This is a genomic window from Blautia sp. OF03-15BH, from assembly GCF_003463065.1.
GTDB lineage: Bacteria > Bacillota > Clostridia > Lachnospirales > Lachnospiraceae > Limivivens.
The window spans coordinates 64,361-79,855 of the sequence record NZ_QSCM01000009.1; the positions used below are offsets into that span (position 1 = coordinate 64,361).

Genomic DNA, 15,495 nt, shown 5'->3' on the forward strand with positions numbered 1-15,495 from the left:
CTGGTAAAACAGACACGCTCGGAAGTTTTCCAGGATTCTGATACGAAAATGCGCTGTTAATTATTTAGAATACAGCTCGACGATCAGCATCTCATCTACCGGAACGTCGATAACTTCTCTGGACGGAAGCTCTTTAACAACACCTTTCAGGTTCTCCTGATCAGACTCAAGCCACTCCGGAACCAGTCTTCCACCGGTTACCTCCAGAATGTCTTTGTATCTCTGCATGCTCTTAACTTTCTCTTTGATCTCGATGGTGTCACCGGCTTTTACAAGGTAAGACGGGATGTTTACCTGTTTGCCGTTAACGAGTACATGCTTGTGGTCAACGATCTGACGTGCTTCCTGTCTTGTACGAGCAAAGCCCAGACGGAAGATTACGTTGTCCAGACGGCTCTCCAGGATGGTCATCAGGTTGGTACCAGTCATACCCGGCATTCTCTCAGCCTTCTCATAGTAGTTGTGGAAGGGTTTCTCCAGAACGCCATAGATGAATTTTGCTTTCTGTTTCTCACGAAGCTGCAGACCGTACTCACTTACTTTACGGTTTGCTCTCTTCAGCTCTCTCGTGGATTTTTTATCAATTCCTAAATAGATCGGATCCAGGCCGAGGGATCTACATCTTTTCAGTACAGGAACTCTATTAACTGCCATCTCTCATTTACCTCCTAATTAGACTCTTCTACGTTTCGGCGGGCGACAACCGTTGTGCGGTACCGGTGTTACGTCACGGATGCTGGTTACTTCCAGACCACATGCCTGCAGTGCACGGATAGCAGCCTCACGTCCTGAACCCGGACCCTTTACAAAAACGTCAACAGTCTTTAAACCATGAATCAGAGCTGCTTTGGTAGCAGTCTCAGCAGCCATCTGTGCTGCATACGGAGTAGATTTCCTTGAACCTTTAAATCCCAGACCACCGGCACTTGCCCAAGATAAAGCATTTCCCTCAGCATCCGTCAGGGTAACGATGGTATTATTGAAGGAAGACTGAATATGTGCCTGTCCGCGTTCAACGTTTTTCTTTACGCGCTTTTTTGTCACTTTTTTGGTAACTTTTTTAGCCATTTTTAAACTAACCTACTTTCTCAAATATTCAACGATGGTTTATTATTTCTTCTTGTTAGCAACAGTTCTCTTCGGACCTTTTCTGGTACGAGCGTTTGTCTTGGTCTTCTGGCCACGAACCGGAAGTCCTTTTCTATGACGAACACCTCTGTAGCATCCGATTTCCTGCAGTCTCTTAATGTTCATTGCGATCTCACGACGAAGATCACCCTCAACGGTAAGGGTCTCGTCGATTGCATCACGAATACGTCCTACTTCTTCATCGGTCAGATCTCTGACACGGGTATCCGGATTGACATTTGCCTTCTCCAGAACTTTTACGGAACTTGCTCTACCGATACCGTAGATATAAGTTAATCCGATCTCTACACGTTTTTCTCTTGGTAAGTCTACACCAGCAATACGAGCCATGTAACATTTCCTCCATTAATATTTGATATCGTCTTAAATTGAGGCAGTGTGAATCTTTCTGATTCCACAGCCCAGCACAGCGAAGCCATGCCTTTCCGTACACTCGAACTTATCTGTGAGGCGCTTTGCAGCACTCTACGTTCAACTGCCGACCCGGTACAAGTCGGGAGCGGTGGGCTAACCGCAGCGTCCGGTATTGTAAGCAATATACGGTGAAACAAGTCCACTTTCTATTGTTATCAGTGTTTCCACGCCTCCTGGCGTTTCGCACTGCAGCCGCTCTTCATTGTTTGGAAAATCTCAGTATAAAGTGTGAATAAAATCAACCCTGACGCTGTTTGTGCTTCGGATTCTCACAGATAATACGGATACTTCCTTTTCTCTTGATGACTTTGCATTTCTCGCAAATCGGTTTTACTGAAGATCTAACTTTCATGATGGTCCTCCTTTCCACCTTGTCGTGAACATTTGGGCATAAAAAAAATAAGCCCTTTGCACAGTTCGTGAATGAGTATAACACCTTACCTAATAAAAAGCAAGCTTTTTTTCGTTTTTTCTTGTTCACTTTTGGGGATTTTTTTAAAAAACCGCACTTCCGACGATTTTCACTCGTCTGAAGTGCGGTTTCCTTTTATTTGGCTTATTTATCTCTCCAAATGATGCGTCCCTTGGACAGATCATACGGGGACAGCTCGATGGTTACTTTATCACCCGGCAGGATACGGATGAAGTTCATCCGAAGCTTTCCGCTGATATGAGCCAGAACTACATGCTTGTTCTCCAGCTCTACTTTAAACATAGCGTTGGGTAATTTTTCCAGAACGGTTCCTTCTACTTCAATAACATCTGCTTTTGACATCTGCCTTCAAAAACCTCCTATGACTCTTTCCTGAGATATTGTTTTATGATTCGCTTGACCGCCTCATTGGTGAGGGGGGCTGGCACTTCTTCCGTGCCTTTTTTAATAACCTGAATGTGTTTCCGGTTCTTCCGTTTGGGAGAATCTGTGTTTTTCAGTTTTCCGTCGGAAAGCCAGACAAATCTTTCATCTGCTTTCACGATATAATAAAGGCTGCCTTTGTCATGTCCGGCCAGAGAATACGCCAGCATGCCCGGTCTGATCTCTTCCATAGATCTGCCTTCCATTATATATGACCCAGAGTCAGGATATCCGGTTCGCCCTCTTCATTGATGAGAATCGTATTCTCATAATGGGCAGACAGGCTTCCATCCTCGGTTACAACCGTCCAGTCATCATCCAGCCATTCCACATCCGGACGACCAATATTGATCATTGGCTCAACCGCCAGTGTCATTCCAGCCATCAGGCGGATACCTTTTCTCTTCTGGCGGAAATTAGGGATCTGAGGATCCTCATGAAGTGCATGACCGATTCCATGACCAACCAGCTCCTCTACAATACCATAACCGTATGGCTCTACATAATCTGCAATGGCATTGGAGATGTCAAAGAGATGATTGCCGGCTGTTGCCTTCTTGATCCCTTCAAAAAAGCTCTGACGCGTCACATCGATCAGCTTCTGAGCCTCCGGAGAAATCTGGCCTACCGCATGAGTTCTGGCCGCATCGGAATGCATGCCTTTATAGATCAGGCCTGCATCAATGCTGACGATATCACCCTCATGAAGGATCTTTCGCTTATTGGGGATGGAGTGAACAACTTCGTCGTTTACGGAAATACAAAAGGATGCCGGATAACCATTATAATTCAGGAAATTCGGAATGCATCCAAGGCTGCGAATCGTTTTCTCACCCAGATGATCCAGTTCCCAGGTGGAGATGCCCGGCCGGATCGCTTCTTCCAGTTCTTTATGAACAATCTCAAGGAGTCTTCCGGCTTCTCTCATTAACTCGATTTCTTTCGCAGATTTAATTGTTACTGACATATGATCATTCTCCTAAAATATTGACAATTGCCTGGAATACGTCTTTCATATCAACGGTTCCATCCACATTTTTCAGAATGCCAGCCTTCTCATAATAATCAATCAGCGGCTGTGTCTGCTCATGATAAACATTCAGACGTTTCTGAACCGTTTCCGGCTTGTCATCATCACGAAGAACCAGATGCTCACCGCAGGTATCACAAACATCCTTTGCCTTCGGTGCATTGTAAACCACATGATAAGTCGCTCCACAACCAACGCAGGCACGTCTTCCTCCCATACGGTTAACAATGTTCTCATCCGGTACATCTACATTGATGGCAAAATCCATCTTCTGGCCAAGCTTATCAAGCGCTGTGGTCAGGCACTCTGCCTGGGGAATCGTTCTTGGAAATCCATCCAGTACATAACCATTGGCACAATCCGGCTGCTGAATACGATCAACTACGAGATCACAGGTCAGTTCGTCCGGCACCAGTGCGCCCTGATCCATATAAGTTTTCGCTTTCTTTCCAAGCTCGGTTCCGTTCTTGATATTTGCACGGAAGATATCACCTGTGGAAATGTGCGGGATTCCGTATTTCTCAGCAATCTTCTTTGCCTGAGTTCCTTTTCCAGCCCCCGGTGCTCCTAACATAATAATTTTCATACCGTTGCCCCACCTTTCTTCTTCATGAAACCGTTCCTTTATGGCATGACACAAAGATGTGTATCCTTGTAATCCCCCATACACATCTTGTTTGATGTTCATTCGGAACAGCCTATTCAGTTGGATTATATCATATATTTCAAAAGTAGTACAGAAAAAAATCCGCTTTAAGCGGCTTCTTCCTGAGATAATTTTCCCGAAAAAAAGAGAAGTGCACGCTCCTCCACCGCAGGAACTGCGGAAGAGAGAGCGTACACCATCAATCTCCCAGGAAACCTCTGTAATTACGAACGAGCATCTGAGACTCAATCTGTTTGAGAGTCTCCAGAATAACACCTACGATGATGATCAGAGAAGTACCACCAAAGGATACGCTTGCTCCGAAGACACCATTAAATACAAGAGGAATGGTCACAACAATGATCAGACCGATTACACCAATAAAGATGATGTAATTCAGGATCTTGTTCAGGTAATCCTGAGTCGGCTTACCGGGACGGATACCCGGGATAAATCCACCCTGCTTCTTCATGTTGTCCGCTACCTCAATCGGATTGAAGGTAATGGATGTATAGAAGTAAGCAAAGAATACGTTTAATACCACATACAGTACGAAACCAAGTGTATATACCGGCTGATGAAGATTAAACCAGCTGCCCTGATTCAGAGCGGTGATGATCTTACTGCCGATTCCAGTTCCACCAGTCTTTCCCATAAAGGAAGCGATCATGGTGGGCATGGACATCAGGGAAGATGCAAAGATAACCGGAATGACTCCTGCTGTGTTGACTTTCAGAGGAATAAAACTGCTCTGTCCGCCAACCATCTTGCGTCCCTGCATTTTCTTGGAATACTGTACCGGAATTTTTCTGGTTGCATCATTGAGGACAATAACCAGAACAATGGTTAACAGAATAATAGCAATGATGATCACAGCTGCCAGTGCACCCTTTGCAACCGTCTGACCTTCTTTGAAAACAAACATGTCAAAGAGGGTGTTGATATCGCTCGGGATACGTGAGAGGATGTTGACCATCAGGACGATGGAAGTACCATTTCCTACGCCTTTTTCCGTGATACGCTCACCGATCCACATGAGGAATGTAGATCCTGCCGTCAGTGCTGCTACTACAGTGATCACGGAACCCGCTTTTGTGAAGAAAGTAGCACTGGAGGAAGACATTGCAGGGATCAGACCCTGGTTTCCAAATCCAATTGCCATTGCTGTACCTTCAATAAGAGAAAGTGCAACAGTCACATAACGGGTGATAGCAGTCAGTTTCTTTCTTCCATCTTCGCCATCCCTCTGCATTTCCTCAAGCTGGGGAATTGCAATGGTTAAAAGCTGAATGATAATGGAAGATGTGATGTACGGTGTGATACTCAGAGCAAGAATAGACATCTGCTCAAAAGAACCTCCTGTAAAGGCATTGAAAAAGTTGAATGCCTCGGCACTCTGCTTTGCAAACCAACTGGAAAAATAGGTTCGATCAACGCCCGGGCAGGGCAGCTGGGAACCCAGACGGATTACCAGCAGCATAAGAAAGGTAAAGCACAACCGCTGCCTAAGGTCTTTCACCTTTAAGGCGTTACGCAGTGTTGCTAACATTAGATCACCTCTGCTTTTCCACCAAGAGCCTCGATCTTAGCTTTTGCACTCTCACTGAATGCGTTTGCCTTTACTGTCAGCTTCTTTGTCAGTTCGCCATTTCCGAGAATCTTCACGCCATCTTTCGGGTTTCTGATAACGCCGGCCTCAATAAGGGTCTCAACGGTAACCTCTGTGTCGTTATCAAATCTCTCAAGAGCACTGATATTGATTGCTTCGATATCCAGTGTATTTCTGTTGGTGAATCCTCTCTTCGGAAGACGTCTGTACAAAGGCATCTGACCACCTTCGAAACCGGTACGCGGAGCGCCGGAACGAGCTTTCTGTCCTTTATGTCCTTTGCCGGCAGTCTTGCCATTTCCTGAAGCATGACCACGGCCTCTTCTGAAGTTATCGCTGTGCTTGGAACCTGCTGCAGGCTGTAAGTTGGATAATTCCATGATGACACCTCCTTATATCAATAATTGTTATTAGATCTCTTCTACTTTTACTAAATGTTTAACCTGGTTAATCATACCTTTGGTAGCATCATTGTTCGGCAGCTCTACAGATTTGTTGAGTTTCTTGAGTCCAAGAGCTTCAACAGTAGCGCGATGCTTCGGGATGGCACCGATGGTTGATTTTACTAAGGTGATTTTTAACTTATCTGCCATTTTTGAAGACCTCCTTAAGCAAGAATCTCTTCTACAGATTTACCACGGAGTTTTGCAACCTCTTCCGGGGATTTCATCTGTTTCAGACCATTGATGGTTGCCAGAACAACGTTCTGTTTGTTTCTGGATCCCAGGCATTTGGTACGGATGTTCTTAATACCAGCCAGCTCCAGTACGCTACGAGCCGGACCACCGGAGATGATACCGGTACCTTCGGGAGCTCTCTTCAGAAGAACAGATGCACTTCCGAATACTCCAGTCCAGTCGTGGGGTACAGAATTGTTGGCATCCAGCTCAACCTTGATCAGTTTCTTGGTTGCATCCTCTTTACCTTTGCGGATTGCTTCCGGAATCTCGGTAGCTTTTCCAAGGCCAACACCAACGTGACCGTTACCATCGCCTACAACTACCAGAGCAGTGAAGCGCATAGTACGTCCGCCTTTAACAGTTTTGGATACACGTTTGATTGATACTACTTTATCATTTAATTCAAGCTGACTAGCATCAATAATTTCATGCCTCATGTGTTCTTTTCCTCCTTGTCTTAGAATTCCAGACCAGCTTCACGAGCTGCCTCAGCTAATGCTTTCACTTTACCCTGATAAATGAAGCCGCCTCTATCGAAGACAACGGTGTTGATACCCTTTTCCAGAGCTTTTTTAGCGATTACGGTTCCTAATTTTGCTGCAGCTTCAACGTTATTGGTTTTCTCAAGTCCCTCTTTTACATCCTGCTGAAGGGTGCAAGCGGAAACCAGAGTTTTTCCAACAGTATCGTCGATAATCTGAGCATACATATGATTGTTGCTTCTAAACACAGCTAATCTCGGTCTCTCGGTTGTGCCGCTGAAACGATTGCGGATCTTGCGGTGCTTATTTTCACGAACTTTAGTTCTAGATTCTTTGCTAACCATTTTCACACTCTCCTTAGATTATTTCTTACCAGTCTTACCAACTTTACGTCTGATAACCTCATCAGCATATTTGATTCCTTTGCCCTTGTAGGGTTCCGGAGCTCTCTTTTCTCTGATCTCGGCTGCGTACTGGCCAACTTTTTCTTTGCTGATACCTTTGACGATGATCTTGTTGCCATCTACAACGGTCTCAATGCCATCAGGATCTTCCATATCTACGGGGTGGGAATATCCAAGGGACAGAACCAGTTTCTTGCCCTGTTTTGCTGCTTTATAACCTACACCATTTACCTCAAGGGTTTTCTGGTAGCCTTCGCTTACACCAAGAACCATGTTGTGGATCAGTGTTCTGGTCAGACCGTGCAGAGATTTCATCTTCTTCAGATCATTCGGACGGGTAACAACTACGTGGCCATCCTCAACGGTAATGGTCATCTCTGCCGGAAGAACTCTCTCGAGAGTACCTTTAGCGCCTTTAACGGTAACTTTGTTGCCCTCAGCAACCTCAACAGTAACACCTGCCGGGATGACAACGGGCTGTCTTCCAATACGTGACATATGATATGTCCTCCTATAACTTAGATTTTCGGAGAAAGCCGAAGCTTTCTCTGTTTTCAGTTTCTATTTTCAAGCTTTCTGGAAGCCTGTTTTCGTTATCGGTAAATTACCAAACGAATGCCAGAACCTCGCCACCGATCTGGAGCTTACGAGCCTGTCTGTCAGTGATAACGCCCTGGTTGGTGGAAAGGATAGCTACGCCAAGACCGCCAAGTACTTTCGGCAGGTTCTCTTTGTCAGCGTATACACGTAAGCCCGGTTTGGAAATTCTCTTCAGGCCAGTGATGATCTTCTCATTCTTATCTGCACCGTATTTCAGTTCGATGTGGATAGTTTTGAATACGCCATCCTCGATAATGTCATATTTCTTAATGTAACCCTCATCCAGAAGGATATTGGCGATTGCAATTTTCATTTTGGATGCCGGTACATCTACGGTATCATGTTTCGCAGTGTTAGCGTTACGGATTCTTGTAAGCATATCTGCAATCGGATCACTCATGTTCATTGAGTTTTGCCTCCTTTACGTTAAATATATGGAATAATGGATATTTGAAGTTGAAACAGATGGTATATGGCACCTCGAAGCCTTCGGCTTCTCGGTGAAAAAGGGTTCGCTGATATCCAAAGGCAAGAGCCATAAAAAATGGCTGGCCAAAGAAGAAATCAGGACGCATGTCGGCAAGTGTGAATACTCACACTTGCTGTCGCAGTAAATCCGTCATAGCTTCAAAAGCCTGCGAGCAGTCTTTTGAAACGCTGTCGGTTTTCCTGCCGACATGCTGGTTGGGGATGGGAACCCTTTTGCTCTCCCCTGCTTACCAGCTGGCTTTCTTTACGCCCGGGATCTGGCCTTTGTATGCCAGCTCACGGAAGCAGATTCTGCAAATTCCATATTTTCTCAGGTATGCGTGCGGACGACCGCAGATTCTGCAGCGGTTATACTCTCTGGTGGAGAATTTCTGCTTACGCTGCTGTTTGATTTTCATTGACGTTTTAGCCATGAAATTGTCCCTCCTAATTATTTAGCAAACGGCATGTTGAACTGTGCCAGTAATTCACGAGCTTCCTCATCGGTCTTGGCAGTGGTTACGAAGATGATATCCATACCTCTTACCTTGTCAACTTTATCGTACTCGATTTCCGGGAAGATCAGCTGCTCTTTGATTCCGAGAGCGTAGTTTCCGCGGCCATCAAATGCGTTGGGATTAACACCTCTGAAGTCACGTACTCGCGGCAGTGCTAAGTTAATTAAGCGATCTGCGAACTCATACATTCTGTCGCCACGCAGAGTAACTTTACATCCGATGGGCATACCCTCTCTGATTTTGAAGTTAGCCACGGATTTCTTTGCTCTTGTTACTACTACCTTCTGGCCTGCGATGATTTCCATATCTTTAATGGCGGTCTCTAAAGCTTTGGCATTCTCTTTTGCTTCACCAACACCCATGTTGATAACGATCTTGTCCAGCTTCGGAACTTCCATAACATTTTTATATCCGAATTTCTTTGTCAGAGCTTCTACGATCTCGCTCTGATACTGCTCTTTCAGTCTGCTGCTCAACTTGTGCAACCTCCTCTCTTCTTATTAGTCGATAACTTCGCCGGTTGCCTTCGCAACACGAACCTTCTTGTCGCCGTCCATCTTGAAACCAACGCGGGTAGCTTTGCCATTTACAACAAGCATAACGTTGGATGCATCGATGGCAGCCTCTTTGTTTACGATACCGCCCTGCTGATTTGCAGCGGAGGGTTTCGTATGTTTGGTTACCATGTTGACGCCCTCAACCAGAACTTTACCGTCTTTAACAGCGAGGACTTTGCCTTCTTTATCTTTATCTTTACCAGCGATTACCTTTACGGTGTCGCCCTTTTTGATTTTCATCATTATACCGGCACCTCCTTATAATACTTCCGGAGCCAGGGAAGCAATTTTCATAAACTGCTTATCACGAAGCTCTCTGGCTACTGGCCCAAAAATACGGGTTCCTTTCGGAGTCTTATCATCTTTGATAATTACAGCAGCATTTTCATCGAAACGAATATAAGAACCGTCTTTACGACGAGTGCCATTTACGGTACGAACAACTACGGCCTTCACTACGTCGCCTTTTTTTACAACGCCGCCTGGTGTTGCATCTTTAACAGAAGCTACGATGATGTCTCCTACACTTGCATATCTTCTGGTAGAACCACCCATAACACGGATGCAAAGAAGCTCTTTGGCACCAGTATTATCAGCAACTTTCAGTCTTGTCTCCTGCTGGATCATGCTGAATACCTCCTAAATTATTTAACCTTCTCAACGACTTCCACAAGTCTCCATCTCTTATCTTTGGAGAGCGGTCTAGTTTCCATAACTTTTACGGTATCACCTTTGCGGCATTCGTTGTTCTCGTCATGTGCTTTCAGTTTATAGGTTCTCTTTACAATTTTTTTGTAAAGCGGATGTTTTACATGGTCTTCTACAGCAACCACGATGGTTTTGTCCATCTTGTCGCTGACAACTTTACCGGTACGAACTTTTCTCAGATTACGTTCCACAGTAGTACTCCTTTCTATTCAACCGATTACTCAGCCTTCTCGGTGATGATGGTCTGAATTCTTGCGATATTCTTGCGAACCTCTTTGATTCTGCTTGTATTGTCAAGCTGATTGGTCGCATTCTGGAATCTCAGGTTGAAGAGTTCCTTTTTAGCAGCTACTAATTCTTCATTTAATTCTGCAGCTGATTTTGCTTTTAAATCTTCTACATACTTATTAATTTTCACTGTTATCACCGCCTTCTAAGTCTGCACGAGAAACGATTTTACATTTACAGGGTAACTTGTGCATAGCAAGACGCAGAGCCTCACGAGCAACATCTTCGGGTACGCCAGCCAGCTCGAACAGTACGCGTCCGGGTTTTACTACTGCTACCCAGTACTCCAGAGTACCTTTACCGGAACCCATTCGAGTTTCAGCGGGTTTTGCGGTTACAGGTTTATCCGGGAAAATTTTGATCCAAACTTTACCACCACGTTTGATGTAACGGGTCATAGCCACACGGGCTGCCTCGATCTGATTGGATTTAATCCAGCAGGGTTCGGTTGCAACTAAACCATATTCACCATTGGAGATGGTGTTTCCTCTAAGCGCTTTTCCGGCCATGGAGCCACGGAACTGTTTACGGCGCTTTACTCTCTTCGGCATTAACATTATTTATCGCTCCCTTCCTTGTGTGCTTTTGTCGGAAGAACCTCGCCTTTGTAGATCCAAACTTTAACACCAAGTTTTCCGTATGTGGTGTCAGCCTCGGCGAAGCCATAGTCAATATCTGCTCTTAATGTCTGCAGGGGAATGGTTCCCTCGCTGTAGAACTCGGTACGTGCGATATCTGCACCACCCAGACGTCCGGAAACAGAGGTTTTGATACCTTTGATACCAGATTTCATGGAACGACCCATGCAGGATTTCATAGCACGACGGAAGGAAACACGGTTTTCCAGCTGGAGTGCGATGTTCTCTGCAACGAGCTGAGCATCACGATCCGGTCTCTTCACTTCCTTGATGTCTACGATGAGTTTCTTGGAAGTCAGTTTCTGAACTTCAGCTTTTACTTTCTCGATCTCTGCTCCGCCTTTACCGATAACAACGCCCGGTTTTGCGGTGTAGATGATAACCTTTACTCTGTCGGAAGCTCTTTCGATCTCGATGCGGGAAACTCCGGCACTATATAATCTCTTCTTCAGGTATGTTCTGATGTTGTAATCCTCCACAAGATTGTCAGCGAAGGAAGCCTCTGCATACCATTTAGAATCCCAGTCTTTAATAACGCCGACTCTCAGGCCGTGCGGATTAACTTTCTGTCCCATGCTTTACCTCCTAATTATCTCTCATTCAGCACAACGGTGATGTGGCTCATTCTCTTCTCGATTCTGTAAGCTCTTCCCTGTGCTCTCGGTCTGATTCTCTTCATGGTCGGTCCCTGGTTTGCGTAGCACTCCTCTACATAAAGATTATCAACATTCATTCCATTATTGTTTTCAGCATTTGCGATTGCTGATTTCAGTAATTTTTCAATCAGGGTGGAAGCATATCTCGGATTGTACATAACAATACCAAGAGCAGTCTTCACATCCTTACCTCTGATGGCATCTAATACGAAGCATGCTTTCTGAACAGATACGCGAGCGTAAGATAAAGTAGCTGACGGTCTGGTATCCTTCTTTGCATTTCTTTCACGTTTAATCTGACTTCTATGTCCCTTTGCCATTGATGTAACCTCCTTTCAAAAGTACGAATTATTTACGAACGCCGGACTTTTTCTCGTCTTTACCGTGACCTCTGTAGGTTCTGGTAGCAACGAACTCACCCAGTTTATGTCCAACCATATCCTCGGTTACATAAACGGGCACATGTTTTCTGCCGTCGTGAACTGCGATTGTATGTCCAACCATCTGCGGGAAAATAGTGGAACGGCGGGACCAGGTTTTGATAACCTGTTTGTTACCTGCAGCGTTCATAGCATCTACTTTTTTCAGTAAGCTTTCATCGGCAAATGGTCCTTTTTTCAGTGAACGAGCCATGAGTGTTAACCTCCTTGTTTACTATCCTTGTTAATTAGTTGATTGCTCTGCCGTCGCGTCTTCTTACAATCATCTTGTTAGATTTCTTGTTTTTCTTTCTGGTCTTCAGGCCAAGAGCAGGTTTGCCCCACGGTGTACAGGGACCCGGACGTCCAATACCAGTCTTACCTTCACCACCACCATGCGGATGGTCATTCGGGTTCATTACGGAACCACGGACAGTCGGTCTGATACCCATGTGACGTTTTCTACCAGCTTTACCGATGTTGATCAGATTGTGCTCAGCGTTGCCAACCACACCCACGGTTGCTCTACAAATAATCGGAACCATTCTCATCTCGCCAGAGGGAAGACGAAGAGTTGCATATTTACCTTCTTTAGCCATCAGCTGTGCGCCGTTTCCAGCAGAACGAACAAGCTGTCCGCCTTTGCCCGGATAAAGCTCAATGTTGTGAACCATGGTACCTACAGGAACCTCAGAAAGAGGCAGGCAGTTGCCAACTCTAACCTCAGCTTCCGGACCGTTCATAACTTTCATGCCAACTTTCAGTCCCTCGGGAGCAAGGATATATGCTTTTTCACCGTCTGCATAGCAGATCAGTGCGATGTTTGCTGTTCTGTTGGGATCGTACTCGATTCCAATTACAGTTGCGGGGATTCCATCTTTTCTTCTCTTGAAGTCGATGATTCTGTATTTCTTTCTGCTTCCACCACCCTGGTGTCTTACAGTGATCTTACCCTGATTGTTACGTCCAGCGTTTTTCTGGAGAGATACAAGCAGGCTTTTCTCCGGTGTAGTTTTTGTGATTTCAGAGAAATCAGAACCGGTCATATGTCTTCTGGAAGGGGTATATGGATTATATACTTTAATTCCCATTGTTGTTTCTCCTTTCGATGTTTATCATCATGCTATCGAAGCAGCATATAGATTAAGGACAAAGATTAAAGTCCTTCGAAGATCTCGATATCCTTGCTGTCAGCAGTAAGGGTAACGATTGCTTTCTTAGTTTTGGAAGTCTTGCCAACTACCATTCCACGACGACGGTTTTTTCCGTCCTGATTCATGGTATTTACGCGCTCTACTTTTGTTCCTTCGAACATTTTCTCAACGGCTTCCTTGATCTGATTCTTAGTAGCATCGGTATGAACCAGGAAAGTGTATTTTTTCTCGGTCATAGCATTCATGCTTTTCTCGGTAACAACCGGTTTCAGGATGACATCATAGTACTTTACGTCTGCCATTATGCGTACACCTCCTCGATTGCTGCTACAGCGTCCTTAGTCAGGACTACGGTATTGTATTTCATTACATCGTATACGTTAATGGTGTTTACCAGAGCGGTTTTTACAGACGGGATGTTTCTTGCGGAAAGAACCACGTTTGCATTGTTCTCTTTGGTAACTACCAGAGCTTTGTTCACGTTCAGGCTGTTCAGTACATTCTGCATAGCCTTTGTTTTCGGAGCATCCATAGTCAGCTGATCCAGTACGATAAGCTTGTTAGCCTGTACACGGCTGGTCAGAGCGGACTTCAGAGCTGCTCTTTTCTCTTTTTTGTTCATTTTGAAAGAATAGTCTCTCGGAACCGGTGCGAATACAACTCCGCCGCCTGTCCACTGGGGAGCTCTTGTTGAACCCTGTCTTGCATGACCGGTTCCTTTCTGTCTCCAGGGCTTTCTTCCGCCGCCGGATACCTCAGAACGTGTTTTGGCTTTCTGTGTACCCTGACGATTATTTGCAAGCTGGTTTACAACTGCCATGTGTACGAGGTGCTCGTTGATCTCTACACCAAATACAGCATCGCTCAGTTCCATGGTACCAACTTCTTTACCTTCCATATTGTAAACGGTTACGTTTGCCATTCTGTTGTTCCTCCTTTCCTAAAAAGTGCCTTATTTACCGGACTTAACGGTCTCTTTAACAGTTACTAATGCTTTCTTCGGTCCCGGTACGGCACCTTTCACTAAGAGAAGATTGTTTTCTACGTCAATTTTAACGATCTCAAGGTTCTGAACAGTGATCTGTTTGTGACCCATATGACCGGGCATTCCTTTTCCTTTGAAAACTTTGGACGGATCGGAACAAGCTCCGTTAGAACCCTGATGACGATGGAATTTAGAACCATGAGCCATGGGACCTCTGTGCTGTCCGTGTTTCTTGATCGCACCCTGGAAGCCTTTACCTTTGGAAATTGCAGTAGCATCGATCTTGTCACCAGCGGTGAAGATGTCTGCTTTGATCTCCTGAGCAACTGCGTACTCCTCTGCGTTTTCAAATCTGAACTCTCTTACATATCTCTTGTAAGATACGCCAGCCTTGTCAAAGTGTCCTTTCAGCGGTTTGTTGATGAGTTTCTCTCTCTTGTCAACAAAACCTACCTGTACTGCTTTGTAACCGTCGTTATCCTCGGTCTTTACCTGAGTTACTACACAGGGTCCAGCCTGAAGTACGGTTACCGGGGTTAATACTCCGTCTTCGTTGAAGATCTGAGTCATTCCGACTTTTGTAGCTAAGATCGCTTTCTTCATTCTTTTTACCTCCTGTTTTTCTACAGCGGATCACGTTTTGTGATCATCCTAGTCAAACAGTCAATATAAGTGGAACTTGACGTTACTTCTATATCAACCTTTTAGGATTCGCTCTAATCAAAGAATTGTTTTGGCTTATCAGCCTTTTGCTTTCATCTTGATGTCAACATAGACACCAGCGGGCATTTCCAGTCTGGACAGTGCATCTACTGTCTTCTGGGTCGGAGCGGTGATATCGATCAGTCTCTTGTGAGTTCTCTGCTCAAACTGTTCTCTGGAATCTTTGTACTTATGAACGGCACGAAGAATGGTTACTACCTCTTTCTTAGTGGGAAGGGGAACCGGTCCGCTCACCTGTGCTCCATTTTTCTTTACAGTTTCAATGATTTTTTTAGCAGATGCATCGATTAACTGATGATCATACGCTTTGAGAGTGATTCTCATTACCTGACTTGCCATAAAAAAAGTCGCCTCCTTATTCGCACTTTTAATGAGTACGACAAGCGGTGACTGTACACGCTCCCGGGTGTTTCATCTACATTCCGGGTTGTTTTCCATCAAGGCCTGGTGTGTTTCAGGCTCCCGAACACAATTATGTTCCTTTTCTGTGATGGTCAGTTTTAGTACAGTG

General features: G+C 45.0%; 30 protein-coding genes. All 30 read right to left on the reverse strand.

The genetic code is table 11. The features are described 5' to 3' along the window. Window positions 1–60 precede the first annotated feature (60 nt). The 30 genes from rpsD to rpsJ all read right to left on the reverse strand — a co-directional run bounded on the left by rpsD (window position 61) and on the right by rpsJ (window position 15,323). Entirely contained in the window at window positions 61–654 is a 594-nt protein-coding gene (gene rpsD / locus DXA57_RS10925) for a 30S ribosomal protein S4 (protein WP_117767412.1), read from the reverse strand. An 18-nt stretch (window positions 655–672) separates the two neighbouring features. Further along, window positions 673–1,068 carry a 30S ribosomal protein S11 gene (gene rpsK, locus DXA57_RS10930; RefSeq protein WP_117767413.1) on the reverse strand — a complete coding sequence of 132 codons (396 nt, stop codon included), beginning with the start codon at window positions 1,066–1,068 and terminating at the stop codon, window positions 673–675. Between the two features lie 42 nt (window positions 1,069–1,110). Continuing rightward, window positions 1,111–1,479 (reverse strand): 30S ribosomal protein S13, encoded by a 369-nt coding sequence (gene rpsM, locus DXA57_RS10935; RefSeq protein ID WP_117767414.1) that lies wholly within the window; start codon window positions 1,477–1,479, stop codon window positions 1,111–1,113. A 322-nt stretch (window positions 1,480–1,801) separates the two neighbouring features. Further along, window positions 1,802–1,915 (reverse strand): 50S ribosomal protein L36, encoded by a 114-nt coding sequence (gene rpmJ / locus DXA57_RS10940; protein ID WP_003022746.1) that lies wholly within the window; start codon window positions 1,913–1,915, stop codon window positions 1,802–1,804. A gap of 204 nt (window positions 1,916–2,119) precedes the next feature. Then, a complete protein-coding gene (gene infA / locus DXA57_RS10945; protein WP_005428560.1) occupies window positions 2,120–2,338 on the reverse strand; it encodes a translation initiation factor IF-1 in 219 nt (72 codons plus the stop codon). Between the two features lie 17 nt (window positions 2,339–2,355). After that, the gene (locus DXA57_RS10950; protein WP_243005775.1) at window positions 2,356–2,610 is read right to left on the reverse strand and encodes a KOW domain-containing RNA-binding protein; all 255 of its coding nucleotides are present in this window, start codon (window positions 2,608–2,610) and stop codon (window positions 2,356–2,358) included. Window positions 2,611–2,624: 14 nt separating this feature from the next. Beyond that, window positions 2,625–3,386, reverse strand: a complete 762-nt coding sequence (gene map / locus DXA57_RS10955; RefSeq protein ID WP_117767415.1) for a type I methionyl aminopeptidase — start codon at window positions 3,384–3,386, stop codon at window positions 2,625–2,627. Between the two features lie 4 nt (window positions 3,387–3,390). Further along, window positions 3,391–4,035: an adenylate kinase gene (locus tag DXA57_RS10960; RefSeq protein WP_117767416.1), complete on the reverse strand. Its 645-nt coding sequence runs from the start codon at window positions 4,033–4,035 to the stop codon at window positions 3,391–3,393. A gap of 259 nt (window positions 4,036–4,294) precedes the next feature. Continuing rightward, window positions 4,295–5,644, reverse strand: a complete 1,350-nt coding sequence (gene secY / locus DXA57_RS10965; RefSeq protein WP_117767417.1) for a preprotein translocase subunit SecY — start codon at window positions 5,642–5,644, stop codon at window positions 4,295–4,297. After that, window positions 5,644–6,084, reverse strand: coding sequence for a 50S ribosomal protein L15 (gene rplO / locus DXA57_RS10970; RefSeq protein WP_117767418.1), 441 nt, complete (start codon window positions 6,082–6,084; stop codon window positions 5,644–5,646). Before rplO ends, secY begins: the two co-directional genes overlap by 1 nt. 30 nt (window positions 6,085–6,114) lie before the next feature. Further along, a complete protein-coding gene (gene rpmD / locus DXA57_RS10975) occupies window positions 6,115–6,297 on the reverse strand; it encodes a 50S ribosomal protein L30 (protein ID WP_117767419.1) in 183 nt (60 codons plus the stop codon). 14 nt (window positions 6,298–6,311) lie between these two features. Then, window positions 6,312–6,821: a 30S ribosomal protein S5 gene (rpsE, locus tag DXA57_RS10980; protein ID WP_117767420.1), complete on the reverse strand. Its 510-nt coding sequence runs from the start codon at window positions 6,819–6,821 to the stop codon at window positions 6,312–6,314. A gap of 20 nt (window positions 6,822–6,841) precedes the next feature. After that, entirely contained in the window at window positions 6,842–7,210 is a 369-nt protein-coding gene (gene rplR / locus DXA57_RS10985; RefSeq protein WP_117767421.1) for a 50S ribosomal protein L18, read from the reverse strand. Window positions 7,211–7,228: 18 nt separating this feature from the next. Beyond that, window positions 7,229–7,768, reverse strand: a complete 540-nt coding sequence (gene rplF / locus DXA57_RS10990) for a 50S ribosomal protein L6 (RefSeq protein WP_117767422.1) — start codon at window positions 7,766–7,768, stop codon at window positions 7,229–7,231. A gap of 106 nt (window positions 7,769–7,874) precedes the next feature. Next, entirely contained in the window at window positions 7,875–8,276 is a 402-nt protein-coding gene (rpsH, locus tag DXA57_RS10995) for a 30S ribosomal protein S8 (RefSeq protein WP_117767423.1), read from the reverse strand. Window positions 8,277–8,586: 310 nt separating this feature from the next. Further along, complete coding sequence (locus tag DXA57_RS11000) at window positions 8,587–8,772, reverse strand: type Z 30S ribosomal protein S14 (RefSeq protein ID WP_075721580.1); 186 nt, start codon at window positions 8,770–8,772, stop codon at window positions 8,587–8,589. Window positions 8,773–8,789: 17 nt separating this feature from the next. Beyond that, window positions 8,790–9,332, reverse strand: a complete 543-nt coding sequence (gene rplE, locus DXA57_RS11005) for a 50S ribosomal protein L5 (RefSeq protein WP_117767424.1) — start codon at window positions 9,330–9,332, stop codon at window positions 8,790–8,792. Window positions 9,333–9,356: 24 nt separating this feature from the next. Then, the gene (rplX, locus tag DXA57_RS11010) at window positions 9,357–9,653 is read right to left on the reverse strand and encodes a 50S ribosomal protein L24 (protein ID WP_117767472.1); all 297 of its coding nucleotides are present in this window, start codon (window positions 9,651–9,653) and stop codon (window positions 9,357–9,359) included. An 18-nt stretch (window positions 9,654–9,671) separates the two neighbouring features. Beyond that, window positions 9,672–10,040, reverse strand: a complete 369-nt coding sequence (gene rplN, locus DXA57_RS11015) for a 50S ribosomal protein L14 (RefSeq protein ID WP_117767425.1) — start codon at window positions 10,038–10,040, stop codon at window positions 9,672–9,674. Window positions 10,041–10,057: 17 nt separating this feature from the next. Beyond that, window positions 10,058–10,312 (reverse strand): 30S ribosomal protein S17, encoded by a 255-nt coding sequence (rpsQ, locus tag DXA57_RS11020; RefSeq protein WP_117767426.1) that lies wholly within the window; start codon window positions 10,310–10,312, stop codon window positions 10,058–10,060. A 26-nt stretch (window positions 10,313–10,338) separates the two neighbouring features. After that, on the reverse strand, window positions 10,339–10,539 hold the full coding sequence (rpmC, locus tag DXA57_RS11025; protein ID WP_117767427.1) for a 50S ribosomal protein L29: 201 nt from the start codon (window positions 10,537–10,539) through the stop codon (window positions 10,339–10,341). Next, the gene (gene rplP, locus DXA57_RS11030) at window positions 10,529–10,966 is read right to left on the reverse strand and encodes a 50S ribosomal protein L16 (RefSeq protein WP_117767428.1); all 438 of its coding nucleotides are present in this window, start codon (window positions 10,964–10,966) and stop codon (window positions 10,529–10,531) included. The genes rpmC and rplP overlap by 11 nt, the downstream gene beginning before the upstream one ends. Next, window positions 10,966–11,622 carry a 30S ribosomal protein S3 gene (gene rpsC, locus DXA57_RS11035; protein WP_117767429.1) on the reverse strand — a complete coding sequence of 219 codons (657 nt, stop codon included), beginning with the start codon at window positions 11,620–11,622 and terminating at the stop codon, window positions 10,966–10,968. Before rpsC ends, rplP begins: the two co-directional genes overlap by 1 nt. 14 nt (window positions 11,623–11,636) lie before the next feature. Beyond that, window positions 11,637–12,023 carry a 50S ribosomal protein L22 gene (gene rplV, locus DXA57_RS11040; protein ID WP_117767430.1) on the reverse strand — a complete coding sequence of 129 codons (387 nt, stop codon included), beginning with the start codon at window positions 12,021–12,023 and terminating at the stop codon, window positions 11,637–11,639. A 28-nt stretch (window positions 12,024–12,051) separates the two neighbouring features. Continuing rightward, window positions 12,052–12,336 carry a 30S ribosomal protein S19 gene (gene rpsS, locus DXA57_RS11045; RefSeq protein ID WP_117767431.1) on the reverse strand — a complete coding sequence of 95 codons (285 nt, stop codon included), beginning with the start codon at window positions 12,334–12,336 and terminating at the stop codon, window positions 12,052–12,054. 34 nt (window positions 12,337–12,370) lie between these two features. Continuing rightward, window positions 12,371–13,213 carry a 50S ribosomal protein L2 gene (gene rplB / locus DXA57_RS11050; RefSeq protein WP_117767432.1) on the reverse strand — a complete coding sequence of 281 codons (843 nt, stop codon included), beginning with the start codon at window positions 13,211–13,213 and terminating at the stop codon, window positions 12,371–12,373. Window positions 13,214–13,278: 65 nt separating this feature from the next. Further along, on the reverse strand, window positions 13,279–13,578 hold the full coding sequence (gene rplW / locus DXA57_RS11055; RefSeq protein ID WP_117767433.1) for a 50S ribosomal protein L23: 300 nt from the start codon (window positions 13,576–13,578) through the stop codon (window positions 13,279–13,281). Continuing rightward, window positions 13,578–14,198 carry a 50S ribosomal protein L4 gene (gene rplD / locus DXA57_RS11060; RefSeq protein WP_117767434.1) on the reverse strand — a complete coding sequence of 207 codons (621 nt, stop codon included), beginning with the start codon at window positions 14,196–14,198 and terminating at the stop codon, window positions 13,578–13,580. Before rplD ends, rplW begins: the two co-directional genes overlap by 1 nt. Before the next feature lie 30 nt (window positions 14,199–14,228). Then, entirely contained in the window at window positions 14,229–14,864 is a 636-nt protein-coding gene (rplC, locus tag DXA57_RS11065) for a 50S ribosomal protein L3 (RefSeq protein WP_117767435.1), read from the reverse strand. A 138-nt stretch (window positions 14,865–15,002) separates the two neighbouring features. After that, complete coding sequence (gene rpsJ, locus DXA57_RS11070; RefSeq protein WP_117767436.1) at window positions 15,003–15,323, reverse strand: 30S ribosomal protein S10; 321 nt, start codon at window positions 15,321–15,323, stop codon at window positions 15,003–15,005. Window positions 15,324–15,495 lie beyond the last annotated feature (172 nt).